Below are 25018 nucleotides of genomic sequence, written 5' to 3'. Positions count from 1 at the left end.
TCGATGCGGGACCGGGATGTGGAGATGCGGTATCGGAATCCGGGATCGCGATTCGGGGGAGTCTGCGCCGTCATTCGCGCGGTCGGGCTGCGACCTGGTCCCGGCGGTGGAGGGGAGGTAGCGTCCGATCCCGTCTCACCCCACCGATGGTGCGTTCTCCGCGATCCACGTTTCGATGCCCTTGCGGTCGCGCGCGCGCAGCAGTGCGGCGGCGTTGGCCTGCAGGCGGGCATGATCGCAATGGCGAATGGTGCGGCGGACCTCGAGCAGCGTCGCAGGGTGCAGGCTGAATTCCGTCAGGCCCAGCGCCAGCAGCATCGGTGCGAAGTGCGGGTCGCCGGCAATTTCACCGCACACCGCCACCGGTTTGCCGCGCTTCTGGCCTTGGCGGATCACGTCGCGGATCAGTCGGATCACCGCAGGGTGCAGCGGCGTGTAGAGGCTGGTCAACGCCTCGTTGTTGCGATCGGCGGCGAGCAGGTACTGCACCAGGTCGTTGGTGCCGATGGAAAGGAAGTCGACGCTGCCGATGAAGGCGGGCAGGGCGATCGCTGCCGCAGGCACTTCGATCATGGCGCCCAGCGGCACGTTCTCGGCGATCTCGTGACCCTGCGCGCGCAGCTCGGCCGTGACGTGCTTGAGCGTCGCGCGGACCGAACGCACTTCCTCGCGCGTGCTCACCATCGGCAACAGGATGCGCACCGGGCCGTATCCGGAGGCACGCACCAGCGCGCGCAGCTGCGCATCCAGCAGCCCGTCGCGCGCAAGCGACAGTCGCACGCCGCGCAGGCCGAGCGCGGGATTGGGTTCATCGCGCAGCGCAAGGCCCGTGCGATCGGCCTTGTCTGCGCCCAGGTCGAGCGTGCGGATGGTCACCGTGCGACCCGTCATGCCCAGCACGACATCGCGATACACGCGGAACTGCTCTTCCTCGTCCGGCAGCTCGTTGCGCTGCAGGAACAGGAACTCGGTGCGGTACAAGCCGACGCCGGCGGAACCCAGCGCGTGCGCTTCGGCCACGTCCTCGCGCGATTCGGCGTTGGCGTACAGCTTCACATCGACGCCGTCGAGCGTGCGCGTGGGTTCGCGGCGCAGCCGGTGCAGCTGCTTGCGCTCGCGAGCGAGCTCGCGGACGCGCGCGCGGTGCGCACGCAGGTCGGCGGCGTCGGGCTCCAGGATGACGCGGCCGCTGGCGCCGTCGACGGCGAGCACGTCACCGTCGTTGATCTTCTGCATCGCCTGCGGGGTGCCGACGACCAGCGGAAGGTGCAGGCTGCGCGCGAGGATGGCGCTGTGCGAGAGCACGCTGCCGGTCGTGGTGACGATGGCCATCACGCCCTGCGCCTGCAGCTGCGCGATTTCGGCGGGAGCGACGTTGTCGGTGACCAGGATCTCGCCGGCGACGCCCGGCATGCCGGCGTCGTGGCGGTGCAGCGCGGCGTGCACGCGGCCGATGACCTGGTCGATGTCGTCCACGCGGCTGCGGAAGTAGGCATCGTCCATCGTCTGGAAGACAGAGGCGATGCGGTCGCGCTGCAGACGCAGAGCGTAGTCGGCCGAGTAACGGCCGGTGCGGATCAGCTCGTCCAGGCCCTGGAGGAGTTCCGGATCATCGAGCAGCAGGCTGTGCAGGTCGAGGAACTCGCCGACCTCGTGCGCCAGCGCGCCGTGCAGCCGTTCGCGCAGCGCGAACATTTCACTGCGCACGGTGGCGATGGCGGCATGCAGGCGCGCGACTTCCGTCTCGACGGCTCGCGCGGGAATGTGCTCCTCGACGACCTCGAGTACATGCGGCAGACGGACACGGGCGCGACCGAGTGCGCTTCCGCGCGATGCGCCATGTCCGTTGAACTCCTGCCTCATCCGTGGCCTCAGCTGTCTTCGTCGAAGCGGCGTTCGAACAACGAAATCACCGCCTCGGCGGCGCGATCCTCGTCCTCGCCTTCGACACGCAGACGGACCTGCGTGCCCTTGCCGGCGGCGAGCAGCATCACGCCCATGATGCTCTTGGCGTTGACCTCACGGCCCTTGGCGGTAAGCGTGGCGCTGCTGCGATAGGCGGAGAGCGTCTGCACGAGTTTGGCCGTGGCCCGCGCGTGCAGGCCCAGGCGATTGCTGACGGTCAGTTCGTGCTCGATCATCGCCGCGTCCTCCAGACTCTCACGCTTCGTCCACGATCACGCCGTTGCGCGCGCCGGCTGCGGCCACGGCCGGCAACTCGTCGAGCGTCAGGTCGGCGTAGTTCATCACCCGCAGCAGCATCGGCAGGCTCACCGCCGATACGCGCCGCACCGGCGTCCCCAGGCGCGCGACCTTCGCGGCGAGGTTGCTCGGCGTGGCGCCGTACAGATCGGTAAGCACCAGCACGCCTTCGCCGCCGTCCACCCGCCGCAGCGCGGCGCTGGCTTGCGGCAGGAGGGCGTCCGGGTCGCCTTCGAACGGAACCTCCAGCGCTTCGGTGCGCAGGGGCAACTGGCTGAGCAGCCGGCGCGCCACCGCGACCAGCGCGGTGCCGATGCCTTCATGGGTGATGAGGAGGATGCCGACGGACATGCCGCCAAATTAGCAGAGCCAGGTGACGGCCCGGAAGCATTGTCCGCGGGACGGTCGATTCCTCGGCGACAAGCGCGGATCGGCCGTCGTGTTCGTCACAAAAAGACGGCCCGCATCGCTGCGGGCCGTCGTGCCTGCGTCCAGCCTCAGCTGCTGGGCGGCGTGGTGGGTTTCTGCTCCTCCGGCGGGGTCTGGTCGCCCTCGGCCGGCGGTGGCGTGGTCGGTGCGGTCGTATCCGTCGGCGGCGTGGTCTCGCCAGGAGGCGCGGTGGCCGGCGGTGTCTCCGGTGGCGGTGTGGTGTCGGGCGGCGGGGTCTCCGCCGGCGCCGGCACCACCGTCTCGGTCTCGGTCTTGTGGCAACCGGCCAATGCCAGGGTGGTGGTCGTCAGGGCCAGCGCGAGCGCGGCGGTGAGTCGACGGGGAACATGGCATGCGGTCATGGGATTCTCCCTCAGGGTGGAAGGCGGGCCGCCGTCAGTACTGCCTGGCGGCGCCGTGGCCCGCGGCGAATTCGGTCTGCGACAGCTGTCCATCGCCGTCGCGGTCGACCTGCGCGAAATGACTGGTCAGCTTCGCGTCGGCCATGGCTTCGTCCTTGCTGACCTTGCCATCGGCATTGACGTCCAGGTCGGCGAACGTCATCGGCTTGGGCGTGGTGTCGGTGGTGCGCGTCTCCGGTGGCGCCGCCATGGTGGGGGGCTCGGTGCGCTGTGCGAACGCGGACGCGCTCACGGCGATGCCGAACAGCGCGAGCATCACGATGGATGGGGTGTTTCGCATTGCACACTCTCCTGCGGACGGATGCGCCTTGGCAGCGCACCCCGACCGTAGCGGTGCCTGCGCAAGGCGTGCGCAAGCGGCATGCAAAAATTTTGTGAGTCGACGCGGACGTGCTGCCCGAAGTCAGGGCGCGTTCACCGCGCCAGGTTCGTGGCGTTGCCGCGTCGTGAAGGTTCAGTCCAGTTCACGATGGTGCACTGCCACTTCGTCCCAACCGCGGTTGCGCGCGTGTTCGGCGAAACGTTCGGCCAGGTAGACCGAACGGTGACGGCCGCCGGTGCAGCCGATGGCGATGGTTGCGTAGCTGCGCGTGCTGTCCACGTGCAGGCGCGGCAACCAGGTGTCGAGGAACAGGTTGATCTGTTCGACGAACAGGTTCACATCCGGCTGCGCTTCCAGGTATTCGCGGATCGCGGCATCGCGCCCGGACAACGGTCGCAGCACCGGGTCCCAGTGCGGGTTCGGCAATGCGCGCGCATCGAAGACGAAGTCGGCGTCGGCCGGCACGCCACGCCGGTAGGCGAAGGATTCGAACAGCAGCGACATGCCCGCGTCGCCGCCGATGCCGAACTCGGTGATGACCTGGCGACGCAACTGGTGCACGTTGAGTGTGCTGGTATCGACCACCGCATCGGCGATGGAGCGCAGGGGCTTGAGCACCTGGCGTTCCAGCGAGATCGCATCGGCCAGTCCCAGTCCGAGATGGCTGAGCGGATGGCGGCGACGCGTGTCGGCGTAGCGCTTGAGCAGTGCTTCGTCGCGCGCATCGAAGAACACCAGGCGCGGGTCCAGGCCCAATGCGCCGACCGCGGAGAGCCAGTCGGGAATCTTGCTGAGGTCGCTGTTGCGGTTGCGCACGTCAATGCTGACGGCCAGCTTGGCCGGTGCGCCTTCATCGGCGCGCAGCACGCTGGCGACGAACTGCGGAAGCAGTTCGGCGGGCAGGTTGTCGACGCAGAAGAAACCCAGGTCCTCGAAGGTCTTGAGGGCGACGGATTTGCCCGAACCGGACATGCCGCTGACGATGACCAGGGTGGAGGCGGGCGCTTCGCTCATGGCGCGATGGTAGCGGGAGTCGGGCTCACGCGTCGCCGCGTTCGAGGAAGTTGCTGTGGCGCGCGATGAAGGCCGCGGCCGGGTCCAGGCCCTTCATGCGCAGGCTGTGCAGGCGCGTGGCCGCCTCGGTCAACACGGCGAGGTTGCGGCCGGGCATGACGGGCAGGGTGATCATCGGTACGTCCAGGTCGAGTACGCGACGCATCCCGCTGTCGCCGGTGAGGCGTTCCAGCCCCATCGGCTTGGGCTCGGTCATCGGCTTGGCCAGGTGCACGATCAGGCGCAGGTACTTGTTGTTCTTGACCGCGGTGTCGCCAAACATCTGGCGGATGTTGAGCACGCCCAGGCCACGCACTTCCAGGAGGTCCTGCAGCATCTCCGGGCAGGTGCCGTCGAGCACGTCCGGAGCGATCTGGGTGAACTCCGGCGCATCGTCGGCCACCAGACGATGGCCGCGCGTGACCAGTTCCAGCGCCAGCTCGCTCTTGCCCGATCCGGATTCGCCGGTGATCAGCACGCCGATGGAATAGATCTCCATGAAGACGCCATGCAGCGTCACGCGCGGCGCCAGCGTGCGCGCGAGGTGGTACTGCAGGTGGTTGAGAAGTTCATGCCCGCGTCGCGGCGACACCCACAGCGGCGTGTTGCTTTCTTCCGCCGCGATGCGCAGGTCCTCGGGGCAGGTCTGGTCCTTGCTGATGACCAGCGCCAGCGGGCGGAACTGGATGATCTTCTCGATAGTCTCCCAGCGCAGGCGGGAGTCGAGCGCGTCCAGCCACGACAGCTCCTCGGTGCCCAGGATCTGTACCTTGTTCGGATAGATCGCGTTGAGGTAACCGGCCAGGGAGGGGCGACGCGCGACGGTGTTCACCGACTCGAGCATGCGCCGGTCGCCCCGCTGGCCGGCAAGCCAGCGCAGTGCGAGGCGATCGCGTTGTTGTTCGAACAGTTCCCCCGCGCTGATGCTCGTACTCATCCGGTTCCTCAGGCAGCGCGGTATAGGGGTGTGGGCGATGGGCCCGACAGCAGGTGGCGGCGCAATTGTTCCACGTCTTTGGCCTCGCGCAGCATGCGCCGGAAACCGGCGTCGGCGAAACGCTCGGCGAGCTCGGCCAGACGGGCGAGTTGCGGCTGGATGTCGTGCTCCGGCACCAGCAACGCAAGCACAAGGTCGACAGGGCGCCCGTCGGCGGCCGCGAAATCCACCGGGCGCGTCAGGCGCAGGAACGCGCCGTGGCATTGTTCGATGTCGCTGCAGCGTGCGTGCGGAATCGCCACGCCTTCGCCCAGTGCGGTGCTGGCCAGTGCCTCGCGTTCGCGCAGCGCGCGTGCGACGGTTTCCCTGCGTCCCGCTGCGGCGAGCAGGCCTGCGGCCGCGTCGAGGACGCGGTCGCGTTCGGTGAGGGGATCGGTTTGCGAGGACCGCGCGCGCGTGCCCCTGACGTGCGTGCCGGCGGCAGGCACGTCCATGATCGCGACCCGAGGCGCGGTCAGCAGGTCATGCAGGGGCATGGCGGCAGGTGGTTTCGAATCAGCCGAAGGTGTCGCTGCGCGCGGCGCTCTCGCCGCGATGGTGGTCGACGACCTTGCTGCGGTGTTCGCGCAGCAGGCGATCGAGCTTGTCGGAGAGCAGATCGATGGCGGCGTACATGTCGATCGCCGCGGCGTCCGCGTGGAGGGTCTTGCCGGAGATGCTGACGGTGGCCTTCGCTCGGTGCTGGGGCTTGTCCAGGCTGAGCTGGGTGCGCACGTCGAAGGGCTGTTCGCAATGTCGTTCCAGTCGTGCCAGCTTGTTTTCCACGTAATCCCGCAGGGCGGGGGTGACTTCAATCTGCTGGCCGTAGGTTTCGATGCGCATCGGAGACCTCCTTACGTCACGACGGATGGACAGGATCGCACGCTCATCGGGTTGTGCAAGGGCGTGCATCCGCAGTTTGGCTTTTTCCAAGCCTGAACACATTGATCCTGCGCAGGTTTCGCACGCAACCTTCACGCTACGTTATCGGGATATCAACCGATGCGTACGCGATCCTGCGATGAGGGGATGCTCATGGCCTCCCGGTACTTGGCGACCGTACGCCTGGCCACGGGCACCCCAGTGGCCTTGAGGGTTTCCGCCAACCGCGCGTCGGACAATGGTTTGCGCGGGTTTTCCGCTTCGATCAGGCGGCGGATCATGGCCTGGATCGCGGTGCTGGAGGCTTCGCCGCCGGCGCCGGTTTCGATACCGGAGGCGAAGAACGCACGCAGCGGCACGGTGCCGCGCGGCGTGCGCGCGTACTTGCGCGCGATGGCGCGCGAGACGGTGGATTCATGCAATCCGACTTCGGCTGCGACTTCGCGCAACGTGAGCGGACGCAGGGCGCTGTCGCCGAATTCGAGGAACGCCGCCTGCTGCTTGATCAGGCAGCGTGCGACCTTGATGAGTGTTTCGCCGCGCGCTTCCAGGCTCTTGAGCAGCCAGCGCGCCTCTTGCAGATGACCGCGCAGATAGCTCGCATCCGTGCCGCTGGCATGTCGCAGCATGCTTTCGTAGCCGCGATGGATGGCGACGCGCGGACGCATGCCGTCCGCCAGCGCCACGCGCCACAGACCGTGCTGCCGCCAGATCACCAGGTCCGGCGCGATATAGGTGTCGCTTGCGATCGCACCGATCTGCGCGCCGGGGCGCGGATCGAGTGAGCGCAGCAACTGCACCGCGGTCTCGGCTTCGGAGAGGTCGAGCTTGAGTTCCGCGGCCAGTCCGGCCACGCCGATGCGCGGGAGCCGTTCGAGCGGACCGTTCGCGAGGTGATGCGCCAGGTCCTTGCCCGGAGTCTCGGACGGGCACTGCGCCAGCTGCAGGCGCAGGCACTCGCCCAGCGAACGCGCACCCACGCCGACGGGATCGAACTGCTGCACCTGATGCAGCACGGTGACGATCTCTTCCTCGCTGCATTCCACCGTCTGCACGAGCGAGGCGCGCAGGGATTCGAGCGGTTCGCGCAGGTAGCCGTCGTCGTCGATGGCTTCGATCAACGACACGCCGATCAGGCGGTCGCGCGGAGAGAGCGGGCTGAGGTGCAGCTGCCAGAGCAGGTGGTCGTGGAGCGTGTCGGATTCGGCGACCTGCTCGGCGATGGGCGTGTCGTCGTCGTTGTCGGCCGGACCCAGGCGTTCGTACCAGGGCTCGCCGTCGTTGGCCCACTCGGCCTCGGGCGGCAGATGCTCGACCTCGCCGTTGACGGGCGCGGACTCGCCGTCGCCGGAACCGTTGCTCACGCTGATGGCGGTCTCGGTCCAGTCGAGCAGCGGATTGCTTTCCACCGCCGCGGCCAATTCAGCCTCCAACTCCACTGCGGACAACTGCAGCAGGCGGATGGCCTGACGCAGCTGCGGTGTCATCACCAGCTGTTGTCCGAGAGCGGCTTGAAGACGCGGTTTCATTGTCGAAGGCCAACGCGACCAGGGGGAACCGACGGCCGTCGCGCGCATCCGGTGAGCGGCAAGCGCCGCTCCTTCGACTTCAGCTTCTAGAGCCGGAAGGTTTCACCGAGGTAAACACGACGTACATCGGGGTTCGCCAGCAGCGCGTCCGGAGCACCCTGCGCGAGCACGCCGCCTTCGTTGAGAATATACGCCCGATCGCAAATACCCAAGGTTTCGCGAACGTTGTGATCGGTGATCAGCACACCAATGCCCCGATTCTTGAGGTGGCGCACGATTCGCTGGATCTCGCCCACGGAAATGGGGTCCACGCCCGCGAAGGGCTCGTCGAGCAGCATCAGGCGCGGACGCGCGGCCAGGGCGCGGGCGATTTCCACGCGCCGCCGCTCGCCGCCGGAGAGGCTCGCGCCGATCTGGTCGGAGACGTGGCCTACCTGCAGCTCGTCCAGCAGGCTCTCCAGCTCGCGCTCGCGGCCTTCACGGTCGAGGTCTTCACGCAGCTCCAGCACCAGGCGGATGTTGTCGGCCACGGTGAGTTTGCGGAACACCGACGGTTCCTGCGGCAGGTAACCCACACCGTACTTGGCCCGCGCGTACATGGGCTCGGACGTGATGTCCTTGCCATCGAGCACGATCTGGCCCGCATCGGCGGGCACCAGGCCGACGATCATGTAGAAGCATGTGGTCTTGCCGGCGCCGTTGGGGCCGAGCAGGCCGACGACTTCGCCAGCATCGAGGCTCAGCCCGAAGTCCTTCACCACCTCGCGCGAACGGTACGCCTTGCGCAGGCCCTGGGCGACGAGCATCAGCCGCCCCCCTGCGCATTCTTGGGCAGGATGCGGATCTTCACGCGGCCCGCATCCTGGCCACCGCCCTGCACCTGGCCGGTCTTCATGTTGTAGACCACGCGTTCGCCGGCGATGGAGCCGGTGGGCTGGCGGATGTTGACCGCGCCGGTGAAGACCACGATCTCGGTCTTGAGGTCGTAGTCGACCTTGTTGGCGACGGCGTCCATCTGCCTGCCGTCGTCCAGTTCCTGGCGCAGCGTCACGGGATTGCCGGTGAGGACCACGCGGACGGGGTCGCCGTTGGCCGAATAGATGACGGCCTGGTTGGCGCGGATTTCCAGCGTGCCCTGGGTGATCACCACGCCGCCGCTGAGCGTGGTCGGGCGACTGTCGTCCATGGAGTAGTCGCTACGGCCGGCGTCGATGTCCATCGGCTTGTTGCGGTCCGACGTCCGAGCCAGTGCGGTCGCAGGCACGAGGGCCAGCAGCAGCACGAGGCTAAGGGGTACGTTCATATCGGGCCTTGACGTCGTTCAATAGGGTGATTCGCTTGGCGTTGAGGTCGGCCTCGAGCCCGCGGCCGTTCAGTATAAGGCCCGGGTGGGTGACCGTTACGGCCACCGTCGAGGTGGCCCGGCGATCGTCGGGGAACACGTTCAGCTCTTCGGTCGCGATGCGGATGGGCTTGCCGTCGGCATTGGTGCTGTCGGCATGGACCTGGCCGCGCAGGCGCAGTTCCTCTCCCTTGGCGCTGACCCAGCCGGTCTGCGAGCGCACTTCCCACGCCGATGCGTTGCTGCCGGAGCGGGGAGGGATCTGGAACAGCGGCGTGGCGATGTCGAACGTTTCCACGTTGGGGTCGCGCGCCAGCTTCGGGGCGCTCAGCGTGAAGGACTCGCGTCCGTTCTCGTCGAGCACGACGAGGCGGAAATCGTGCAACACGTAATCCGGGCGCTGGGCAGCGGTCACGCCGCGGCCGCCCCGGTCCCGTTGCGACCACAGCAGCCAGCCGCTGAGCAGCGCGCCGATCAGCAGCAGCACGGTCACCATCGCGCGCCAGTTCATGCTGCGCCAGTTCATGCGTTGCCCTCCACGCGCTCGCCCTCGACGCGCGTCACCTCGGCCAGCAGCCGTTCGGCATGGCCCTGGGCCGCCAGCAACAGGTCGCAGAACTCGCGCGCTGCCCCATGGCCCGCGCGCGACGCGGTGCGCCAGTGCACCCGTTCGCCGACCCAGCGGTGCGCGTCGGACGGCGCGACCGCGAATCCGGCCTGCAACATGACGCGCAGGTCCGCCAGGTCGTCGCCCATGAAGGACACCTGTTCCATGGTCAGGCCCAGTCGCGTGGCGATGTCGCGCACGCAGGCGAGCTTGTCGCGCACGCCGATGTGGACTTCCTCGATGCCCAGGTCCGCGGCGCGCCGCTGCGCGACGGCGCCGCTGCGCGCCGTGACGAAGGCCACCGTGATGCCGACCTTGCGCAGCAGCGCCAGGCCCTGGCCATCGTGGACATGGAAGGCCTTGAGTTCGTTGCCTTCGCCATCGAAATACAGGCGCCCGTCGGTCAGCGTGCCATCGACGTCGAAACACGCCAGGCGAATGCGGGCGGCACGCTCGCGGACGTCGGCGGGGTAGTCGTTGAGATGGCTATAGGGCATTGAGATCGGGATTGGGATCAGAGGCTGGGAACGGGACTTCCGAAGGTGGCTGGCGATTCGAAAGGCGTGGTGGGTTCACTGCCCCTTCCGTTCTTAAACCACCCGTGCGCGCAACAGGTCATGAATATTGAGCGCACCCACGACGCGACCTTCGCCATCGACGACGAGCAGGCCGCTGATCTTGTGCGCCTCCATCAGTTGCGCCGCTTCCACGGCCATGGCGTCGGAGCCGATGGTCTTGGGCGAACGGGTCATCACCTCGACGATGCGCGTGTTGCGCAGGTCCAGACGCGACTCGTCCAGTGTGCGGCGCAGGTCGCCGTCCGTGTAGAGGCCGAGCAGGCGGTTGTCGTCGTCGACCACCGCGGTCATGCCCAGGCGCTTGCGGCTCATCTCCACCAGTGCTTCGCTGATGCTGGCATCGGCGTGCACCCGCGGCACGTCGTTACCGGCGTGCATGATGTCGGCGATGTGCAGCAGCAGGCGGCGGCCGAGCGAGCCGGCCGGGTGCGAACGCGCGAAGTCGTCGGCGGTGAAGCCGCGTGCGTCCAGCAGCGCGACGGCGAGCGCATCGCCCATCGCCAGCGAGGCAGTGGTGCTGGAGGTCGGCGCCAGGTCGAGGGGGCATGCCTCGGTGGTCACGCTCACGTCCAGATGGACATCGGCCTCCCTTGCCAGCGAGGACTTCGGGCGACCGGTCATCGCGATCAGCTTGTTGCCCTGGCGCTTGAGCACCGGCAGCAGCATCAGCACTTCATCGCTCTCGCCGGAGTACGACAGGGCCAGGACGATGTCGACGTCGGTGATCATGCCCAGGTCGCCGTGCCCGGCCTCGCCGGGATGCACGTAGAACGCGGGCGTGCCGGTGGAGGCCAGGGTCGCCGCGATCTTGCGCGCGATGTGGCCGGACTTGCCCATGCCGGTACAGACCACGCGCCCGGTGGAGGCGAGGATCAGCCGGCAGGCGGCGCTGAAGTCGCCGTCGATGCGTGACGCAACGGCGGCCAGGGCCTGGGCTTCGAGCTCGAACACGCGACGGCCGCTCGCCGCCAGTGCGGTGGGGTCGTCGGCGTGGACAGGGGCGGGTACGGGGATGCTTGCCATGGGGCGTGCCATTTCGGACCGGGGGCCTTTCCGTTAGGCTAATCCGAGAATTCTATGCGGTTCGCCCGCCAAACGCCCGTCAATGCCCGGGCAACGGTCCTCCGCGACATGCGCGGCCGCTGCCGCGGGCCCATGCTCTCCGAGGTCCTTACGTGAATCCCGACACCATCCGACAGCTCATCGAACAGGGCCTGCCCGGCGCCAGCGCGGACGTGCGCGGTGACGACGGCGTGCATTTCGAGGCGACCGTGGTGGCCGAAGCCTTCCGCGGCAAGCTGCCGCTGGCCCGCCACCGGCTGGTGTACGCGACCCTGGGTGAGCGCATGGGCGGCGAGATCCACGCGCTGGCCCTGAAGACCCTGACGCCGGAAGAAGCCGGCAACCGGCCGTAAGGACGGCGGCGGCGACCACGCCGCTTCGTGCGACCAGCCATCCCGTTCCCTCATTTTCCAGTCCCCATTCCCATGCAGAAGATCGTTGTAGAAGGCGGCGCCACGCTCAATGGCGAGGTGCAGATTTCCGGTGCGAAGAACGCAGTGCTGCCGATCCTGTGCGCCACGTTGCTCGCCGACGGCCCGGTGTCCATCACCAACGTGCCGCACCTGCACGACGTGGTGACCACCGCCAAGCTGCTGGGTGAGCTGGGCGCGGGCATTACGGTGGACGAGGGCACGCTGGGCAGGGGACGCGGCATGGTGGTCGATCCCACCACGGTGCACAGCCACGTCGCCCCGTACGAACTGGTCAAGACCATGCGCGCCTCCGTGCTGGTGCTGGGCCCACTGCTGGCGAAGTACGGTGCGGCGGAAGTGTCGCTGCCCGGCGGCTGCGCCATCGGTTCGCGTCCGGTGGACCAGCACATCAAGGGCCTGCAGGCCCTGGGCGCTGAGATCACCGTCGAGAACGGCTTCATCAAGGCGCACCGCAACGGCCGCCTGAAGGGCGCGCGTTTCGTGTTCGACATGGTCACGGTGACCGGCACGGAGAACGTGCTGATGGCCGCCGCGCTCGCCGAAGGCACCAGCGTGCTGGAAAACGCCGCGATGGAGCCGGAGATCGTGGACCTGGCCGATTGCCTCAACGCGCTGGGCGCGAACATCGAGCACGCCGGCAGCGGCCGCATCGTCGTGCATGGCGTGGAGCGCCTGCATGGTGGCAGCCACGACGTGCTGCCCGACCGCATCGAGACCGGCACGTTCCTCGTCGCCGCGGCGATGACCGGCGGCCGCGTGACCGTGCGTCGCGCGCGCCCGGACACGCTCGATGCGGTGATCGACAAGCTCAAGACGGCCGGCGCGGACATCACCGTCGACGGCGATCGCATCACCCTGGACATGGGCGGCCGCCGCCCGCGCGCCGTGGACCTGACCACCGCGCCGCACCCGGCGTTCCCGACCGACATGCAGGCGCAGTTCATGGCGATGAACTGCATCGCCGACGGCGTGGGCGTGATCAACGAAACCATCTTCGAAAACCGCTTCATGCATGTCTCGGAACTGCAGCGTCTGGGTGCGGACATCCGCGTGGAAGGCCATACCGCGATCATCCGCGGCGTGCCGCGCCTGAGCGGCGCGCCGGTGATGGCGACCGACCTGCGCGCATCGGCGTCGCTGGTGCTGGCCGGCCTGGTGGCGGAGGGTTCGACCACCATCGACCGCATCTACCACCTCGACCGCGGCTACGAGAACATCGAAGAGAAGCTGTCGGGGCTGGGCGCGAAGATCCGCCGCATCGCAGGCTGACGCATGGCACTGATCAAGCGCGCACCGTTCACCGCGCGCCGCTTGGCGGCGCTGGGCTTCTTCGTGATGTTGCTGATCGTGCTGGGCTGGCTGCACTTCAGCGGCGCCGCGGCGACGCGCGGGCTGGACCGCAAGGACATGGACTGGAACCGCGACGGCACCACGACGATGCAGGAGATGCTGCAGTCGCTCTACGCGGTGACGGTCACCACCACCACCGAAGGCCCGCGTGAATGCCGCGCGTTCTCGTGGCGCGGCGACGACAAGGTCTTCCGGGTGGATTGCCGCACCGTGGTGAAGCCGGACAAGCAATGAAAAAAGCCCCGCGATGCGGGGCTTTCACTATCTGGCATGCGGGCGAGCGGGTCAGCGCACGCCGCTCATGCGCAGGTCGATCGTGTCCTGGCCCTTGTCGCGTTGCAGGATGCGCGCGGGCACCGGCATGCCGTCGACGATCCACGCGATGATCTGCTTCCTGCCTTGCGTGCCGATGACCTTGGTCGCCTGCTTCGTCTGGCCGCCGATGGTGATCGCCTCCTTGCCGGCGATGGTGTAGTCCAGCTGCTTGACGCGGCCGTCCTCGACCATGCGGTAGCTCATCTCCTTGCCGGCCTGCACATCACGCACGATGGCGAGATTGACCAGCAGCGCGTCCAGGTCGCCGGCCTGCAGTTTGATCGGGCCGGCGCGCTCGGGTTTCACGTCGCCCGACCAGCTCGCCACACCGCGCGACCAGTCGTACGTGGCGTTCTTGTTCTGGCGCCTGGTCAGCACCTTGGACGAGTCGGAGCCCGACAGCGGGCGCCACTGCCCGCCCTGGTCCTCGAACACTGTGACCTGCTGCAACTCGGCCAACGGGCTGCTCACTGTCAGGCTGTACTTCCATCGGTTGCCGCCGTCGGGTGCGATGGTCATGCGGCCACTGCCCTGCATGCCCATGTAGCTGGCCTGGTAATCGGCGGAGAAGGGCTTGATCGCCCATGCCGGCGCGCTCGCCGTGACAAGGGCCGTCGCGAAGAGAAACGGCCGCACTCGCGAACGCATCGCGCGGAAGAGTCGGTTGGCCATGTCAGGCTCCCTTGTAGTCGACCAGGCGCAGGTCGTAGGTGTCTTCGCCGTTCTCGCGCTGCAGGATGCGCACGGGCGTAGGTACGCCTTCGACGACCCACACTACCGTCTCGTCCGTGCCGCTGCCCTGAACGCGGCTGACGCGCATGGCGTTGAAGCCCATGCCGTCCACGCTCACGCCTTCCAGTTCCTGCGCGACCGCATAGTGATGGTCACGAGCGCGCCCGTTGTCGACGAAGCGATAGGCCAGTTCACGGCCCGGTTGGGCATCGCGGATGATCGCCAGATTGATCAGCAACGCGCTCATGTCGCCGTCGTGCAGCGGCACGGGCTCGCGGCGGTTCTTGCTCACATCACCCGTCCAGCGCGCGGTGTGTGTGTTCCAGTCGTAGGTGCCGGTGATCTCGCGGCCCAGGAACACGGCCTTGCGGACCGTGCTCTGGGTGATGGGGCGATAGGTCTCGCCCACCATGTCGAACACCGTGCTTTGCTGCGCGTTGACGCCCACAAGCCCCACCAGGCCGCGCGTGCCGCGCATGTCCAGGTCGATGCGCCACTTGCCCGGAAGGCCCTGCGCGGGCACCACCTGCATCGTCGCTTCGCCCATGGGCTTGCCGCCGCGGAAGATCTGGTAGTTCGCCACGAACGGCTCGAGTGCGAGCGCGGGCGAGGCGACGAGGGCAAACAGCAGCGGGAGCGTACGGATCAGGCGTTTCATCGAACTCATGGCGGGAAACGCGCGTGGGATCAGGCGGATCCGGACCCGGGCGCGCGCAGGGCTCCGGCGGAATCTAGAAGGAGCGGTGTAAACAACCCATGACCGTCGATGAAGACCGTTGTTCCCCGTTCAGCCAAGCGCCCCTCGACGGCCAGCCGCAGCACCGCCACCAGCAGGGGATGCTCGACCTCCAGCACGCGTGCGGCCAGCCGGTCGGCATCGTCGCCCGGCAGCACGGGCACGCGCGCCTGCGCGATCACCGTGCCGGCGTCGAGTTCCGGAATGACGAAATGCACGCTGGCGCCGTGTTCAGTCTCGCCGGCGGCCAGGCACCGTGCATGGGTGTGCAGGCCGCGATGGCGCGGCAGCAGCGATGGGTGGATGTTGAGCAGCCGTCCACGGAACCGCTGCACGAACGACTCGCCGAGAATGCGCAGATAGCCCGCGCAGACCACCCAGTCCGGAGAGCGCTCCGCGATCGCGTCGCCCAATGCCGCGTCGAAGGCTTCGCGCGAGGGGAATGCTTTCGGATCCGCGCTCCAGCGCAGTTCCGGCTCGACCCGCTGCAGCCCGACGGCGCCGGGCTTGTCGGAGAACACGCCGACGATCTGCGCGGGCAATGCGCCCGAGGCGATCGCGTCCAGGATCGCCTGCAGATTGCTGCCGCGCCCGGACACCAGGATGGCGATGCGTGCGCTCATCCGGCGGCCTCCACCACGCCTGCGACCGGCGCCGTGGCCGGGCACGCCAGCGGCCAGGTGGCCAGTGCGCCCAGCGTGGCCAGCAGCATGTCGGCGTGTGCATCCCACATGTCGCCCTGCTGGCCGTTGTACGACTCCGCCTCCTGCGGCGACATCGTCAGCGCGATGCCCCATTCGATCCACTCGTACACCAGGCTGGTGCACATGATCGCCATCACCGCGAGTACGAAGGCCTGCGATGCGGATATGCGCGGCCAACGCTGTGCCGCATGGAGCGACAGCAACGGTGTCAGGCACAGGCCGTACATCAGGTGGATGAAGCGGTCGGCATGGTTGCGCTGCCAGCCGAAGGCTTCCTGCGGCGACCAGTGCAATGCGGCGCGGAACCAGTCGTCGTAGGGAACGTTCGAATACAGCCAGCGTGCGGCCAGGCAGTGCACGGCCAGGAAGCCGCAGACCAGCGCGAAGTCGCGCGTGCGCGTGGGCCAGTGGCGGTCGTGCCACCACAGCCAGAACACCGCGATGACGGTGCCCACGCTGTGCAGCGCCTGTTCCTTCGGCCAGATCGGCCGGAGCCAGGTGAGCACGAACACGACCAGCAGCGCCGACAGCACCCATCGCTTGTGCGGCGACAGGGCGTTGCGTGGTCCTTGCGTCCGGGATTCCCCCGGCAGGGCGTCGGCGGTCATCGGATCTCGCAGGCTCGCAGGAACGCGAGGATCAGCCGATGCGCACGCGCTCGGCCGAGGTCGCCTTCACGACCTGGCCGATCGGGCGATGCGCCAGTCCCAGGCGGTCCAGGTCCGCATTCACCGCGGCCACATCGTCGGGTGCGACCACCAGCACGAAGCCGACGCCGCAGTTGAACGTGCGCCACATTTCTTCGGCCGGCACCGCGCCTTCGCGCTGCAGCCAGTCGAACACCGGCGGCAGCACGATGGCCGAAGCCTCGATATCCAGACCCAGGCCGTCGGGAATCACGCGGATGATGTTCTCGGTCAGGCCGCCGCCGGTGATGTGCGCCATCGCATGCAGGTCGTGCTTGCCCAGCAGTTCCAGCACCGGCTTCACGTACAGCGCGGTCGGCGCCATCAACGCGTCGATCAGCGTCACGCCGCCGACGTCCAGGTCGGCCGGCCGGCCGGCGCGGTCGTAGATCTTGCGGATGAGCGAGTAACCGTTGGAATGCGGGCCGCTGGAGGCGATGCCGATCAGCACGTCGCCTTCGCGCACCTTGCTGCCGTCGAGCAGCTTCGACTTCTCCACCGCGGCGACGCAGAAGCCGGCCAGGTCGTACTCGCCCGGCGGGTACATGTCGGGCATTTCGGCGGTCTCGCCACCGATCAGCGCGCAGCCGGACAGCTCACAGCCCTTGGCGATGCCGCCGACGACCGCGACCGTCGTGTCCACGTGCAGCTTGCCGGTTGCGAAATAGTCGAGGAAGAACAGCGGCTCGGCGCCCTGCACCAGCACGTCGTTCACGCACATGCCCACCAGGTCGATGCCGATGGTGTCGTGCCGGTTCAGCTGCTGCGCCAGCTTGAGCTTGGTGCCCACGCCGTCGGTGCCGGAGACCAGCACCGGCTCCTTGTACTTGCCCGACAGGTCGAACAGCGCGCCGAATCCGCCCAGTCCGCCCATCACCTCGGGACGGAAGCTGCGCTTGACCAGCGGCTTGATGCGTTCGACGACCTCGTTGCCTGCGTCGATGTCGACGCCGGCGTCGCGGTAGGTGATCGGAGTGGGCGGGGTGGGGGAGTTGGACACGGGCGGCCTCGGCGGTCGCGGAAAGTGAAGCGGCGATTTTAACAGTCGCAGGCGCCCCGCTACGGCCTTGGCGTGATCGCCGACCCGGCCCGGAGCGGCGTGAATGGACGGGCAGGCGCCGCTGCGGCACCATTTCGACCTGATACGTAGCTCAGGGATAGCGATGGTTCGGGTATTCCGCACGGGAACTCCGCGCACGACGGGCCTCACGACGATGTGGCGGCAGATCCACGTGCTGATCGCAGCCGCCGCTCTGGCGCTGGCCAGCTTTGCCGCGTCCGCCCAGCGCGTGGAGGGCGATCGCGCCCAGGCCGAGGGCATCTACGCCACCGAAGTGCAGGTGAATGGGCAGGGCGAGGCCGAGCGCAACACCGCCTTCGCCCGCGCGCTGGCCCAGGTGCTGGGCAAGCTGTCGGGCGATCGCGGTGCCGCCTCGCGGCCGGGCGTGGGACAGGAGCTCCGCCAGGCCAGGACGTACGTGAAGGCGTACGACTACCGCCAGGACGAGGGCGTGGGCCCGACCGGCGCGCCGAGCTTCCGCACCACGCTGGTGGTGCAGTTCGACGAGGACGCCGTCAACGACCTGGCCGGCACGCTGGGCATTCCCGTGTGGCCGCAGCCGCGTCCCAAGCCGGTGTTGTGGCTGGCCATCGACGACGGCAGCGGCCCGCGCCTGGTGGGCCTGCCGCAGGTGAATGCGGCGCGTCCGGCGCTGAACCGCGCGGTCGAGCGCGGCTACAAGCTCGGCCTGCCGACCGGCAATGCCGCCGAGCAGGCCGCGGTCGGCGCGATCTGGCGTGGCGACAGCGCGGCCGTCGCGCGTGCCTCCGCCCGTTACAGCCCACCGATGCAGCTGATCGGCAAGCTCTACCGCGACCCGACCGCCGGCTGGAAGGCCGACTGGACGTTCGTCGACACCGGCAAGGTGCTGGCGAACTGGTCGCAGACCGGCCCTGACGCTCGCCAGCTGATGGCGGGTGGCGCCGACGGCGCGGCCGATGCGCTGATGAAGCGCTACGCCAAGCGCGCGCCGACCGGCGAGCCGGGCGTGTACCACGTCACCTTCACCGGCGTGGACAGCAGCGACGATTTCATCCGCCTGGCCGGTTACCTGCAGAAGCTGTCGGTGGTGCGCCGCCACACTCCGACGCGTGCAACCCCGCAGGGCCTGGAGTACGAACTGGAACTCGTCAGCGGCCTGCCCGGCCTGCACCGCGTGCTCGCACGCGACGAGGTGGTCGAAGTAATCGAAGGCCTGGAAGGCCAGCCGCCGGAATACCGGCTGCGTTGACGGGGAAGCCCATGCAATCGGAAGCACTGGACGACATCGCGCGATTCCTGCGTCGCCTGCAGTGGGCGGCGCTGGGGCTGGGTGTGCTGTGGGTGATCTGGCTGCTGGCGCCTGTCCTGTCGCCGTTCGTGTTCGCGCTGATCCTGGCGTGGCTGGGCGATCCGCTGGTGGATCGCCTCGAGCGCGCCGGGCGATCGCGAAACACCGCCGTGGCGCTTGTGTTCACCGCGATGGCGCTGATCGTGCTGGCCGGCCTGCTGATCCTGGTGCCGCTCATCGAACGCCAGATCGCCACGCTCGTCGAATCCTGGCCGCACTACCGCGACTGGTTCATGCTGACCGCGCTGCCATGGGTGGAACGCCGCACCGGCGTGGAGATCACCGACTGGCTCGACTTCGGCCACATGTACCAGTTGATCCGTGACAACTGGGATCGTGCCGGCGGCATCGCGGCGACGGTGCTGGGTTACCTGTCGCGTTCGGGCTTCGCGGTGATCGGGCTGGTCGCCAACGTGGCGCTGCTGCCGATCATCACGTTCTTCTTCCTGCGCGACTGGGACCTGATCGTCGAGCGCGTCGCCTCGCTGATCCCGCGCGATCACCTGCCCACGGCCAGCCGCCTGGCGCGTGAGTCCAGCGATGTGCTCGGCGCGTTCCTGCGCGGGCAGTTCCTGGTGATGCTGGTGCTGGGCGTGATGTACGGCCTGGGCCTGTGGGCCGTGGGCCTGGACCTGGGCATCCTGATCGGTCTGGTTGCCGGCATCCTGACCTTCGTGCCGTACCTCGGCCCGGCCAGCGGCATCATCCTGGGCGTGATCGCCGCACTCGTGCAGTACGGCGACTGGCAGCACGTCGCCGGCGTGCTGGTGGTCTTCGGAATCGGCCAGGTGATCGAGAGTTACGTGCTGACGCCCAAGCTGGTCGGCGACCGCATCGGCCTGCATCCGGTCGCGGTGATCTTCGCCGTGCTCGCCGGCGGCCAGCTGTTCGGTTTCCTCGGCATGCTGCTGGCGTTGCCGGTGGCGGCCGTGGTCAATGTCCTGCTGCGCTACGCGCAGGAACGCTACCGCCGCAGCCGTCTGTACGTCGGCGAGAGCCCGTCGCCGGCACAGGCCGTGCCGGATCCGCTCGCCGATCCGCACCTGCCGCCGCCGGTGGATCGCAAGCCGGAGTGAGTGGCCCGTGAGTGTTCCGCAGTTGCCACTGGCCTTGCGTTATCCGCCGGACCAGCGGCTCGACACCTTCGTGCAGGCACCGGCGGGTGCGCTCGAACACCTGCGCGCGCTGGCCGATGGTGCCGCCGACGCGCGCGACAGCGTGTACCTCGCCGGTCCTGCCGGCGTGGGCAAGACGCATCTGTTGCTGGCGACTTGTGCCGCGACCGAAGCCGCAGGCCGGCGCGCCGCCTACCTGCCGCTGATGGCCGCCACCGGCCGCATGCGCGACGCGCTGGAATCGCTGGAAGGCAATCACCTCATCGCACTCGACGGGCTGGATGCCATCGCAGGACAACGCGAGGACGAAGTCGCGTTGTTCGACGTGCACAACCGCGCGCGCGCCGCGGGTGTCGTGCTGCTCTACGCGGCGCGCGACATTCCCGACGCCATCGGCCTGGGCCTTCCAGACCTGCGTTCGCGGCTGGGCCAGTGCACGCGCATCACGCTGTCGCCGCTGGACGAGGAAGGTCGCCGCGAAGTGCTGCGCCAGCGTGCGCAGCGTCGCGGCGTGGTGCTGGAAGATGCCGCGCTGGACTGGCTGCTCAAGCGCGTTGGGCGCGACCTGGGCGGCCTGACGGCGCTGCTCGACAAACTCGATCGCGCATCGCTGGCGGCGCAGCGGCGCATCACGGTGCCGTTCCTGAGGCAGACGCTCGAACGCGGCGAGGGCTGATCTGCCCTCGTCTTCGCGAAGGCGGGAATCCAACTTCAAGCGCACGTTGCTGGAAGAACCGGCGACCGGTGCCACGCCCGCCCGTCCCGGCCCTCACCCCAACCCCTCTCCCGGCGGGAGAGGGGCTCAAGGCGGTCAGCTCTTTCAGCCACCCAGCTCCCGATCCAGCGTCGCCAACCGCTCCGGCGTTCCCACATCCGTCCATCGTCCACGGTGGTGTTCACCCGTGATGCGACCCAGCGCCATGTGCGCGCGCAGGATCGGCGCGAGGCGGAAGCGCGGCGGCGTTTCATCCGCACCGGCATCGCTCGTGTATTCGTGCCAGCCGTCGAGCAGTTGCGGGCGATAGACGCCAAGGCCGGAGTAGGTCAGGCGCTGCTCGCCGTCGCTGCGCACGTGGCCATCGGCGTCGAGCGCGAAGTCGCCCTGCGTCGCCTGCGGCGGGCGATCCACCATCACCAGGTGCGCGAGTCCGTCGGGTTCGCGCGGCAGACGCGCGAAGTCGTAATCGGTCCAGATGTCGCCGTTGACCAGCAGGAAGGGTTGGTCACCCAGCAACGGCAACGCGTGCAGCATGCCGCCGCCGGTTTCCAACGGCGTGGTGCCTTCGTAGGAATACGCCAGCGAGAGCCCCCACTGCGCACCGTCGCCCAGCGTGCGCGGGAACTGCTCCGCCAGCCAGCTGGTGTTGATCACCACCTCGCGCACGCCGATCTCGGCCAGTTTCTCCAGGTGCCATTCGATCAGACGTTTGCCGCCCACGGGCAGCAGCGGCTTGGGTGTGTGGTTGGTCAGCGGGCGCATGCGCTCGCCCAGGCCGGCGGCGAAGATCAGGGCCTTCATGGCGACGGCACCACGACGCGCTCCATCGCCGGACGGATGCGCGCATCCAGCACTTCGCGCAGCGGTTCGAGTTCGCGGTAACGCGGTAGCACTTCGTCGAGATAGGTGATGAAGCGCGGCGCGTCGGGCAGGTATTTCGTCTTGCCGTCGCGGTAGTGCAGGCGCGAGAAGATGCCCAGGATCTTCAGGTGGCGCTGCACGCCCAGCCAGTCGGCATCGCGCTGGAACACGTGCAATGCGGGCACCGGGATGCGCGCGGCCACCGCGCGCTCGTGATAGCGCGCCAGCCATTCGTCCACGCGTTCCAGCGGCCAGCTGAGGAACGCGTCCTTGAACAGGCTGATCGGGTCGTAGGCGACCGGGCCGATCACGCAGTCCTGGAAATCCAGGACGGCCGGTCCATCGGCCACCGGCATCAGGTTGCGCGGCATGAAGTCGCGGTGCGTGAGCACGCGCGCCTGATGCAGCGCGTTGTCCATCAGCCGGCGCTGTACCAGCTCCAGGCGGTCCAGGTCGTCGCAGTCCGGCGCAAGGCCCAGATGACGACGCAGGAACCATTCCTCGAACAGGCCCGCATCGCGCTGCAGCAGCGCTTCGCCGAACTCGCCGGTGCCCAGCGGTGGCTGGATCGCCTGCAGGCGGAGCAGTTGTTCGATGGCGGCGTCGAAATGCGCGTCGGCGCTGTCGGCGTCGATGGTCTGCGCCAGCGTGGGGCCGCCCAGGTCTTCGAGCAGCAGGAAGCCGGCGGTGGCGTCCTCCACCAGCACCTGCGGAACGCGCACGCCGCCGCTGGCGAGCAGTGCGCGCATGCGCAACCACGGGCGCACGTCCTCCAGCGCCGGCGGAGAATCCATCACGATGCGGCTGCCGTCAGCGGTCAGTGCACGCCAATAGCTGCGGAACCCGGCGTCGACCGATGCGCGCTGAAGCTGCAGATCGGGCTCGCCAGTCGCGCCGCGGGCCCAGGCCAGGCGTGCGGCCTCGCGCTCGGCCGCGTTGGGATCGGCGGACACCTGGTTCGAACCGGGAACAACGGACATGCATTCTCCGTGCGGCAACGGCCGCAGGCGCACAGGGTAACGGGCCCCTGTGCGCCGGGGAATGCACGGCGATCACGACCTCGTAGCGTCCGGCCCCATACAGGCGGCCTTCGCCCCGGTCAGGCCGCGACCGCCTCGCGTTCCAGCGACGCCAGCCATTCGTCGTCGGAACCCTCGGCCACGCCCTCGAACAGGAACGTGGACAGATATCGCTCGCCGGTATCGGGCAGCACCGCCAGCAGCACCGAGCCCTCCGGCGCCTGTTCGGCCACCTTCAGCGCGGCGGCGACCGTCGCGCCGGCCGAAATGCCGACGAAAAGGCCTTCTTCCGCCGCCAGGCGACGCGAGGTGTCGCGCGCGAGCACATCGTCGATCGGATGGATCTCGTCGGCGATCGTGCGGCTGAGCACGTCCGGCAGGAAGTCCGGCGTCCAGCCCTGGATCTTGTGCGGTTGCCATTCCTTGCCCGACAACAGCGCCGCGCCCGCCGGTTCGCTGGCGATCACCTTCAGGTCCGGTCGTGCAAGCTTGAGCACTTCGCCGGCGCCAGTGATGGTGCCGCCGGTGCCCCAGCCGCTGACGAAATAGTCCAGCCGCTTGCCGGCGAAATCGCGCAGGATCTCCGGCCCCGTCGTGTTGCGGTGGTAGGCGGGGTTGGCTTCGTTCTCGAACTGGCGCGCGAGGAACCAGCCGTGTTTCTCGGCCAGTTCCTTCGCCTTGCGCACCATGCCGCTGCCGCGCTCGGCGGCCGGCGTGAGGATGACCTTCGCGCCGTAGGCGCGCATCAGCTTGCGGCGCTCGACCGAGAACGTCTCGGTCATCACCGCCACGAACGGATACCCGCGCGCCGCCGCGACCAGCGCCAGCGCGATGCCGGTGTTGCCCGAGGTGGCTTCCACGATCGTCTGGCCCGGCTTGAGCAGGCCGCGGCGCTCGGCATCGAGCACGATGGCCAGCGCGAGGCGGTCCTTCACCGAGCCGCCGGGATTGAACGCCTCCACCTTCGCGTAGAGCGTCACGTGTTTCGGCGCGATGCGGTGCAGCTTGACGATGGGCGTGCTGCCGATGGTGTCGAGGATGCTGTCGTACAGGGCCATGACCGGATTCCTTGTGGATGCGTGTGGGGGGCTCACGCCGCTTCGGCGACGGTGGCGGTGGCCGGTGCGCCCAGTGGGGCGTCGCCGAACCAGTGCAGCGTGCCGGCCAGCGCGGCGACTTCGCCGACGATCAGCAACGCCGGCGATTGCACGTCGTGCGCCTGCGCGCGCTGCGCGAGATCGGCGAGGGTGCCGGTGATCACGCGCTGGCTGGCGCGCGAACCGTTCTCGACCAGCGCGAACGGAGTGGACGCCGCGCGGCCGTGTTCGATCAGGCGTTCGCTCAGGCGATCCAGCCCGGCCACGCCCATGTACACGGCGAGCGTCTGCCGTTCCTGTGCGAGCGCGCGCCAGTCGATGCTGTCCATCGAGTCCCTGGCGTGCGCGGTGACCAGGCGTACCGACTGCGCGTGGTCGCGGTGCGTGAGCGGCACGCCCGCGTAGGCCGCGCACGCCAGTGCCGCGGTGATGCCGGGCACGACTTCGTAGTCGATGCCGTGCGCGCGCAGCACTTCCAGTTCCTCGCCGCCGCGGCCGAACACGAACGGATCACCGCCCTTCAGCCGCACCACGCGCTTGCCGGCGCGTGCGTGCTCCAGCATCAGCTCGTGGATACGATCCTGCGTGGCGTGATGGTTGCCCGCCTGCTTGCCCACTTCGATGCGCTGCGCATCGCGGCGCACCAGCTGCAGGACGTCATCGCTGACCAGACGGTCGTGCAGGATCACGTCGGCTTCGTTGAGCACGCGCAGCGCGCGCAGCGTCAGCAGGCCTGGGTCGCCCGGGCCGGCGCCGACAAGCGCGACCGAGCCACGCGCCGTCGCGGCCGGTGCATTGAGCAGCGCGCTGAATTCGCGCTCGGCGGCAAGCCGCTGGCGCTGGCGCAGCAAGCGCGGCACTGCGCCGGACAAGAGACGATCGAAGAAGCGGCGGCGCTCGCCCAGTTGCGGATGGCGTGCGCGGATGCGGTGGCGTTCGCGACCCAGCAGGCTGGCCAGTTCGCCCAGCGATTCGTCCAGCTGCGTTTCCAGTTGTTCGCGCAGATGGCGGGCCAGCATCGGTGCGGCGCCGGCGCTGGAAATGGCGATCTGCACCGGACCGCGGTCGACGCGCGCCGGTATCTGCACGCTGGACGCCTGCGCGTCGTCCACCACGTTGACCCAGATGCGTTGCGCTTCGCCCGCCTGGGCGACGGCGCGGTTCACTTCGTCGTCGTCGGTGGCGGCGATGGCCAGCCATGCGCCGTCCAGCCAGCGCGGCGCGAAGGTGCCGTTCAGATGCTCGATGCGGCCCTGCGCTGCGAGTGCGGTCAGTTCCACATTCAGCGTGGGCGCGCCCACGCGAACCAGGGCTCCGGCGTCGATCAGCGCCGTCACCTTGCGCAGTGCCACCGTGCCGCCGCCCACGACCAGCACGGCGCGGCCGCGCAGATCGGCGAAAACAGGAAACAGCGGGCTGCTCATGGCGTCGAAAGCGGGGCGCAGGGGCGATACCGT

The 25018-nt window shown here is 68.6% G+C and carries 30 protein-coding genes; 6 read left to right on the top strand and 24 right to left on the bottom strand.

Annotated elements, in window-relative coordinates:
- Window positions 1-135: 135 nt before the first annotated feature.
- From ptsP to QLQ15_RS17080, 15 genes are all read right to left on the bottom strand, one after another.
- Window positions 136-1863, bottom strand: a complete 1728-nt coding sequence (gene ptsP, locus QLQ15_RS17150; RefSeq protein ID WP_283214120.1) for a phosphoenolpyruvate--protein phosphotransferase — start codon at window positions 1861-1863, stop codon at window positions 136-138.
- Window positions 1864-1871: 8 nt separating this feature from the next.
- The gene (locus QLQ15_RS17145; RefSeq protein WP_283214119.1) at window positions 1872-2141 is read right to left on the bottom strand and encodes an HPr family phosphocarrier protein; all 270 of its coding nucleotides are present in this window, start codon (window positions 2139-2141) and stop codon (window positions 1872-1874) included.
- Window positions 2142-2160: 19 nt separating this feature from the next.
- Complete coding sequence (locus tag QLQ15_RS17140; protein ID WP_283214118.1) at window positions 2161-2553, bottom strand: PTS sugar transporter subunit IIA; 393 nt, start codon at window positions 2551-2553, stop codon at window positions 2161-2163.
- Between the two features lie 146 nt (window positions 2554-2699).
- The gene (locus QLQ15_RS17135; protein ID WP_283214117.1) at window positions 2700-2993 is read right to left on the bottom strand and encodes a hypothetical protein; all 294 of its coding nucleotides are present in this window, start codon (window positions 2991-2993) and stop codon (window positions 2700-2702) included.
- A gap of 34 nt (window positions 2994-3027) precedes the next feature.
- Entirely contained in the window at window positions 3028-3333 is a 306-nt protein-coding gene (locus tag QLQ15_RS17130) for an EF-hand domain-containing protein (RefSeq protein ID WP_283214116.1), read from the bottom strand.
- Between the two features lie 174 nt (window positions 3334-3507).
- Window positions 3508-4389 carry an RNase adapter RapZ gene (gene rapZ, locus QLQ15_RS17125; protein WP_283214115.1) on the bottom strand — a complete coding sequence of 294 codons (882 nt, stop codon included), beginning with the start codon at window positions 4387-4389 and terminating at the stop codon, window positions 3508-3510.
- Window positions 4390-4414: 25 nt separating this feature from the next.
- Window positions 4415-5365, bottom strand: a complete 951-nt coding sequence (gene hprK, locus QLQ15_RS17120) for an HPr(Ser) kinase/phosphatase (protein ID WP_283214114.1) — start codon at window positions 5363-5365, stop codon at window positions 4415-4417.
- Between the two features lie 8 nt (window positions 5366-5373).
- Entirely contained in the window at window positions 5374-5901 is a 528-nt protein-coding gene (locus QLQ15_RS17115; RefSeq protein WP_283214113.1) for a PTS sugar transporter subunit IIA, read from the bottom strand.
- Window positions 5902-5920: 19 nt separating this feature from the next.
- Window positions 5921-6247, bottom strand: coding sequence for a ribosome hibernation-promoting factor, HPF/YfiA family (gene hpf, locus QLQ15_RS17110; protein ID WP_283214112.1), 327 nt, complete (start codon window positions 6245-6247; stop codon window positions 5921-5923).
- 152 nt (window positions 6248-6399) lie between these two features.
- The gene (locus QLQ15_RS17105) at window positions 6400-7815 is read right to left on the bottom strand and encodes an RNA polymerase factor sigma-54 (RefSeq protein ID WP_283214111.1); all 1416 of its coding nucleotides are present in this window, start codon (window positions 7813-7815) and stop codon (window positions 6400-6402) included.
- Window positions 7816-7901: 86 nt separating this feature from the next.
- Entirely contained in the window at window positions 7902-8621 is a 720-nt protein-coding gene (lptB, locus tag QLQ15_RS17100) for an LPS export ABC transporter ATP-binding protein (protein WP_283214110.1), read from the bottom strand.
- Complete coding sequence (gene lptA, locus QLQ15_RS17095; protein WP_283214109.1) at window positions 8621-9118, bottom strand: lipopolysaccharide transport periplasmic protein LptA; 498 nt, start codon at window positions 9116-9118, stop codon at window positions 8621-8623. Before lptA ends, lptB begins: the two co-directional genes overlap by 1 nt.
- Window positions 9102-9683, bottom strand: coding sequence for an LPS export ABC transporter periplasmic protein LptC (gene lptC / locus QLQ15_RS17090; RefSeq protein WP_283214108.1), 582 nt, complete (start codon window positions 9681-9683; stop codon window positions 9102-9104). Before lptC ends, lptA begins: the two co-directional genes overlap by 17 nt.
- Window positions 9680-10261 carry a KdsC family phosphatase gene (locus QLQ15_RS17085; RefSeq protein WP_283214107.1) on the bottom strand — a complete coding sequence of 194 codons (582 nt, stop codon included), beginning with the start codon at window positions 10259-10261 and terminating at the stop codon, window positions 9680-9682. The genes lptC and QLQ15_RS17085 overlap by 4 nt, the downstream gene beginning before the upstream one ends.
- A gap of 93 nt (window positions 10262-10354) precedes the next feature.
- Entirely contained in the window at window positions 10355-11365 is a 1011-nt protein-coding gene (locus QLQ15_RS17080) for a KpsF/GutQ family sugar-phosphate isomerase (RefSeq protein WP_283214106.1), read from the bottom strand.
- A 152-nt stretch (window positions 11366-11517) separates the two neighbouring features.
- Between QLQ15_RS17080 and QLQ15_RS17075 the strand changes: the two genes are divergently transcribed.
- The 3 genes from QLQ15_RS17075 to QLQ15_RS17065 all read left to right on the top strand — a co-directional run bounded on the left by QLQ15_RS17075 (window position 11518) and on the right by QLQ15_RS17065 (window position 13422).
- A complete protein-coding gene (locus tag QLQ15_RS17075) occupies window positions 11518-11757 on the top strand; it encodes a BolA family protein (RefSeq protein ID WP_283214105.1) in 240 nt (79 codons plus the stop codon).
- A 72-nt stretch (window positions 11758-11829) separates the two neighbouring features.
- Window positions 11830-13107: a UDP-N-acetylglucosamine 1-carboxyvinyltransferase gene (murA, locus tag QLQ15_RS17070; protein WP_283214104.1), complete on the top strand. Its 1278-nt coding sequence runs from the start codon at window positions 11830-11832 to the stop codon at window positions 13105-13107.
- Between the two features lie 3 nt (window positions 13108-13110).
- On the top strand, window positions 13111-13422 hold the full coding sequence (locus tag QLQ15_RS17065) for an EF-hand domain-containing protein (RefSeq protein ID WP_283214103.1): 312 nt from the start codon (window positions 13111-13113) through the stop codon (window positions 13420-13422).
- Between the two features lie 51 nt (window positions 13423-13473).
- Here the strand turns inward: QLQ15_RS17065 and QLQ15_RS17060 are convergent, their stop codons facing one another.
- The 5 genes from QLQ15_RS17060 to purM are packed head-to-tail and all read right to left on the bottom strand — an operon-like array spanning window position 13474 to window position 17361.
- Window positions 13474-14175 (bottom strand): DUF3108 domain-containing protein, encoded by a 702-nt coding sequence (locus tag QLQ15_RS17060; RefSeq protein ID WP_432277864.1) that lies wholly within the window; start codon window positions 14173-14175, stop codon window positions 13474-13476.
- Window position 14176: 1 nt separating this feature from the next.
- Complete coding sequence (locus QLQ15_RS17055; RefSeq protein ID WP_283214102.1) at window positions 14177-14902, bottom strand: DUF3108 domain-containing protein; 726 nt, start codon at window positions 14900-14902, stop codon at window positions 14177-14179.
- A 20-nt stretch (window positions 14903-14922) separates the two neighbouring features.
- Window positions 14923-15594 (bottom strand): phosphoribosylglycinamide formyltransferase, encoded by a 672-nt coding sequence (gene purN, locus QLQ15_RS17050; protein WP_283214101.1) that lies wholly within the window; start codon window positions 15592-15594, stop codon window positions 14923-14925.
- The gene (locus QLQ15_RS17045) at window positions 15591-16283 is read right to left on the bottom strand and encodes a DUF2238 domain-containing protein (RefSeq protein WP_432277863.1); all 693 of its coding nucleotides are present in this window, start codon (window positions 16281-16283) and stop codon (window positions 15591-15593) included. Before QLQ15_RS17045 ends, purN begins: the two co-directional genes overlap by 4 nt.
- Before the next feature lie 31 nt (window positions 16284-16314).
- A complete protein-coding gene (gene purM, locus QLQ15_RS17040; RefSeq protein ID WP_283214100.1) occupies window positions 16315-17361 on the bottom strand; it encodes a phosphoribosylformylglycinamidine cyclo-ligase in 1047 nt (348 codons plus the stop codon).
- A gap of 214 nt (window positions 17362-17575) precedes the next feature.
- Between purM and QLQ15_RS17035 the strand changes: the two genes are divergently transcribed.
- Genes QLQ15_RS17035 through hda form a run of 3 tightly spaced genes read left to right on the top strand, consistent with a single transcriptional unit; the run spans window position 17576 to window position 20542 of the window.
- Window positions 17576-18652: a DUF2066 domain-containing protein gene (locus QLQ15_RS17035; protein WP_283214319.1), complete on the top strand. Its 1077-nt coding sequence runs from the start codon at window positions 17576-17578 to the stop codon at window positions 18650-18652.
- An 11-nt stretch (window positions 18653-18663) separates the two neighbouring features.
- Window positions 18664-19827, top strand: coding sequence for an AI-2E family transporter (locus QLQ15_RS17030; RefSeq protein ID WP_283214099.1), 1164 nt, complete (start codon window positions 18664-18666; stop codon window positions 19825-19827).
- Window positions 19828-19834: 7 nt separating this feature from the next.
- Window positions 19835-20542 (top strand): DnaA regulatory inactivator Hda, encoded by a 708-nt coding sequence (gene hda / locus QLQ15_RS17025; RefSeq protein ID WP_283214098.1) that lies wholly within the window; start codon window positions 19835-19837, stop codon window positions 20540-20542.
- A gap of 144 nt (window positions 20543-20686) precedes the next feature.
- Here the strand turns inward: hda and murU are convergent, their stop codons facing one another.
- The 4 genes from murU to cysG form a co-directional block, all read right to left on the bottom strand.
- On the bottom strand, window positions 20687-21385 hold the full coding sequence (gene murU, locus QLQ15_RS17020; protein ID WP_283214097.1) for an N-acetylmuramate alpha-1-phosphate uridylyltransferase MurU: 699 nt from the start codon (window positions 21383-21385) through the stop codon (window positions 20687-20689).
- A complete protein-coding gene (locus tag QLQ15_RS17015) occupies window positions 21382-22425 on the bottom strand; it encodes an aminoglycoside phosphotransferase family protein (protein WP_283214096.1) in 1044 nt (347 codons plus the stop codon). The genes murU and QLQ15_RS17015 overlap by 4 nt, the downstream gene beginning before the upstream one ends.
- A gap of 119 nt (window positions 22426-22544) precedes the next feature.
- Entirely contained in the window at window positions 22545-23522 is a 978-nt protein-coding gene (cysK, locus tag QLQ15_RS17010) for a cysteine synthase A (RefSeq protein WP_283214095.1), read from the bottom strand.
- 32 nt (window positions 23523-23554) lie between these two features.
- Window positions 23555-24985, bottom strand: coding sequence for a siroheme synthase CysG (gene cysG / locus QLQ15_RS17005; RefSeq protein WP_283214094.1), 1431 nt, complete (start codon window positions 24983-24985; stop codon window positions 23555-23557).
- Window positions 24986-25018 lie beyond the last annotated feature (33 nt).

Source organism: Lysobacter stagni, from assembly GCF_030053425.1.
Taxonomy (GTDB): domain Bacteria; phylum Pseudomonadota; class Gammaproteobacteria; order Xanthomonadales; family Xanthomonadaceae; genus Lysobacter_J; species Lysobacter_J stagni.
The sequence above is the reverse complement of the archived record's forward strand: the minus strand, read 5'-3'. Positions and strand labels throughout refer to the sequence as shown.

What these genes read in the sequence shown, in the direction of transcription:
- ptsP (WP_283214120.1), bottom strand. Translation starts at nt 1,863, where the DNA reads ATGAGGCAGGAGTTCAACGGACATGGCGCATCGCGCGGAAGCGCACTC.
- QLQ15_RS17145 (WP_283214119.1), bottom strand. Translation starts at nt 2,141, where the DNA reads ATGATCGAGCACGAACTGACCGTCAGCAATCGCCTGGGCCTGCACGCG.
- QLQ15_RS17140 (WP_283214118.1), bottom strand. Translation starts at nt 2,553, where the DNA reads ATGTCCGTCGGCATCCTCCTCATCACCCATGAAGGCATCGGCACCGCG.
- QLQ15_RS17135 (WP_283214117.1), bottom strand. Translation starts at nt 2,993, where the DNA reads ATGACCGCATGCCATGTTCCCCGTCGACTCACCGCCGCGCTCGCGCTG.
- QLQ15_RS17130 (WP_283214116.1), bottom strand. Translation starts at nt 3,333, where the DNA reads ATGCGAAACACCCCATCCATCGTGATGCTCGCGCTGTTCGGCATCGCC.
- rapZ (WP_283214115.1), bottom strand. Translation starts at nt 4,389, where the DNA reads ATGAGCGAAGCGCCCGCCTCCACCCTGGTCATCGTCAGCGGCATGTCC.
- hprK (WP_283214114.1), bottom strand. Translation starts at nt 5,365, where the DNA reads ATGAGTACGAGCATCAGCGCGGGGGAACTGTTCGAACAACAACGCGAT.
- QLQ15_RS17115 (WP_283214113.1), bottom strand. Translation starts at nt 5,901, where the DNA reads ATGCCCCTGCATGACCTGCTGACCGCGCCTCGGGTCGCGATCATGGAC.
- hpf (WP_283214112.1), bottom strand. Translation starts at nt 6,247, where the DNA reads ATGCGCATCGAAACCTACGGCCAGCAGATTGAAGTCACCCCCGCCCTG.
- QLQ15_RS17105 (WP_283214111.1), bottom strand. Translation starts at nt 7,815, where the DNA reads ATGAAACCGCGTCTTCAAGCCGCTCTCGGACAACAGCTGGTGATGACA.
- lptB (WP_283214110.1), bottom strand. Translation starts at nt 8,621, where the DNA reads ATGCTCGTCGCCCAGGGCCTGCGCAAGGCGTACCGTTCGCGCGAGGTG.
- lptA (WP_283214109.1), bottom strand. Translation starts at nt 9,118, where the DNA reads ATGAACGTACCCCTTAGCCTCGTGCTGCTGCTGGCCCTCGTGCCTGCG.
- lptC (WP_283214108.1), bottom strand. Translation starts at nt 9,683, where the DNA reads ATGAACTGGCGCAGCATGAACTGGCGCGCGATGGTGACCGTGCTGCTG.
- QLQ15_RS17085 (WP_283214107.1), bottom strand. Translation starts at nt 10,261, where the DNA reads ATGCCCTATAGCCATCTCAACGACTACCCCGCCGACGTCCGCGAGCGT.
- QLQ15_RS17080 (WP_283214106.1), bottom strand. Translation starts at nt 11,365, where the DNA reads ATGGCAAGCATCCCCGTACCCGCCCCTGTCCACGCCGACGACCCCACC.
- murA (WP_283214104.1), top strand. Translation starts at nt 11,830, where the DNA reads ATGCAGAAGATCGTTGTAGAAGGCGGCGCCACGCTCAATGGCGAGGTG.
- QLQ15_RS17065 (WP_283214103.1), top strand. Translation starts at nt 13,111, where the DNA reads ATGGCACTGATCAAGCGCGCACCGTTCACCGCGCGCCGCTTGGCGGCG.
- QLQ15_RS17060 (WP_432277864.1), bottom strand. Translation starts at nt 14,175, where the DNA reads ATGGCCAACCGACTCTTCCGCGCGATGCGTTCGCGAGTGCGGCCGTTT.
- QLQ15_RS17055 (WP_283214102.1), bottom strand. Translation starts at nt 14,902, where the DNA reads ATGAGTTCGATGAAACGCCTGATCCGTACGCTCCCGCTGCTGTTTGCC.
- purN (WP_283214101.1), bottom strand. Translation starts at nt 15,594, where the DNA reads ATGAGCGCACGCATCGCCATCCTGGTGTCCGGGCGCGGCAGCAATCTG.
- QLQ15_RS17045 (WP_432277863.1), bottom strand. Translation starts at nt 16,283, where the DNA reads ATGACCGCCGACGCCCTGCCGGGGGAATCCCGGACGCAAGGACCACGC.
- QLQ15_RS17035 (WP_283214319.1), top strand. Translation starts at nt 17,576, where the DNA reads ATGTGGCGGCAGATCCACGTGCTGATCGCAGCCGCCGCTCTGGCGCTG.
- QLQ15_RS17030 (WP_283214099.1), top strand. Translation starts at nt 18,664, where the DNA reads ATGCAATCGGAAGCACTGGACGACATCGCGCGATTCCTGCGTCGCCTG.
- murU (WP_283214097.1), bottom strand. Translation starts at nt 21,385, where the DNA reads ATGAAGGCCCTGATCTTCGCCGCCGGCCTGGGCGAGCGCATGCGCCCG.
- QLQ15_RS17015 (WP_283214096.1), bottom strand. Translation starts at nt 22,425, where the DNA reads ATGTCCGTTGTTCCCGGTTCGAACCAGGTGTCCGCCGATCCCAACGCG.
- cysK (WP_283214095.1), bottom strand. Translation starts at nt 23,522, where the DNA reads ATGGCCCTGTACGACAGCATCCTCGACACCATCGGCAGCACGCCCATC.
- cysG (WP_283214094.1), bottom strand. Translation starts at nt 24,985, where the DNA reads ATGAGCAGCCCGCTGTTTCCTGTTTTCGCCGATCTGCGCGGCCGCGCC.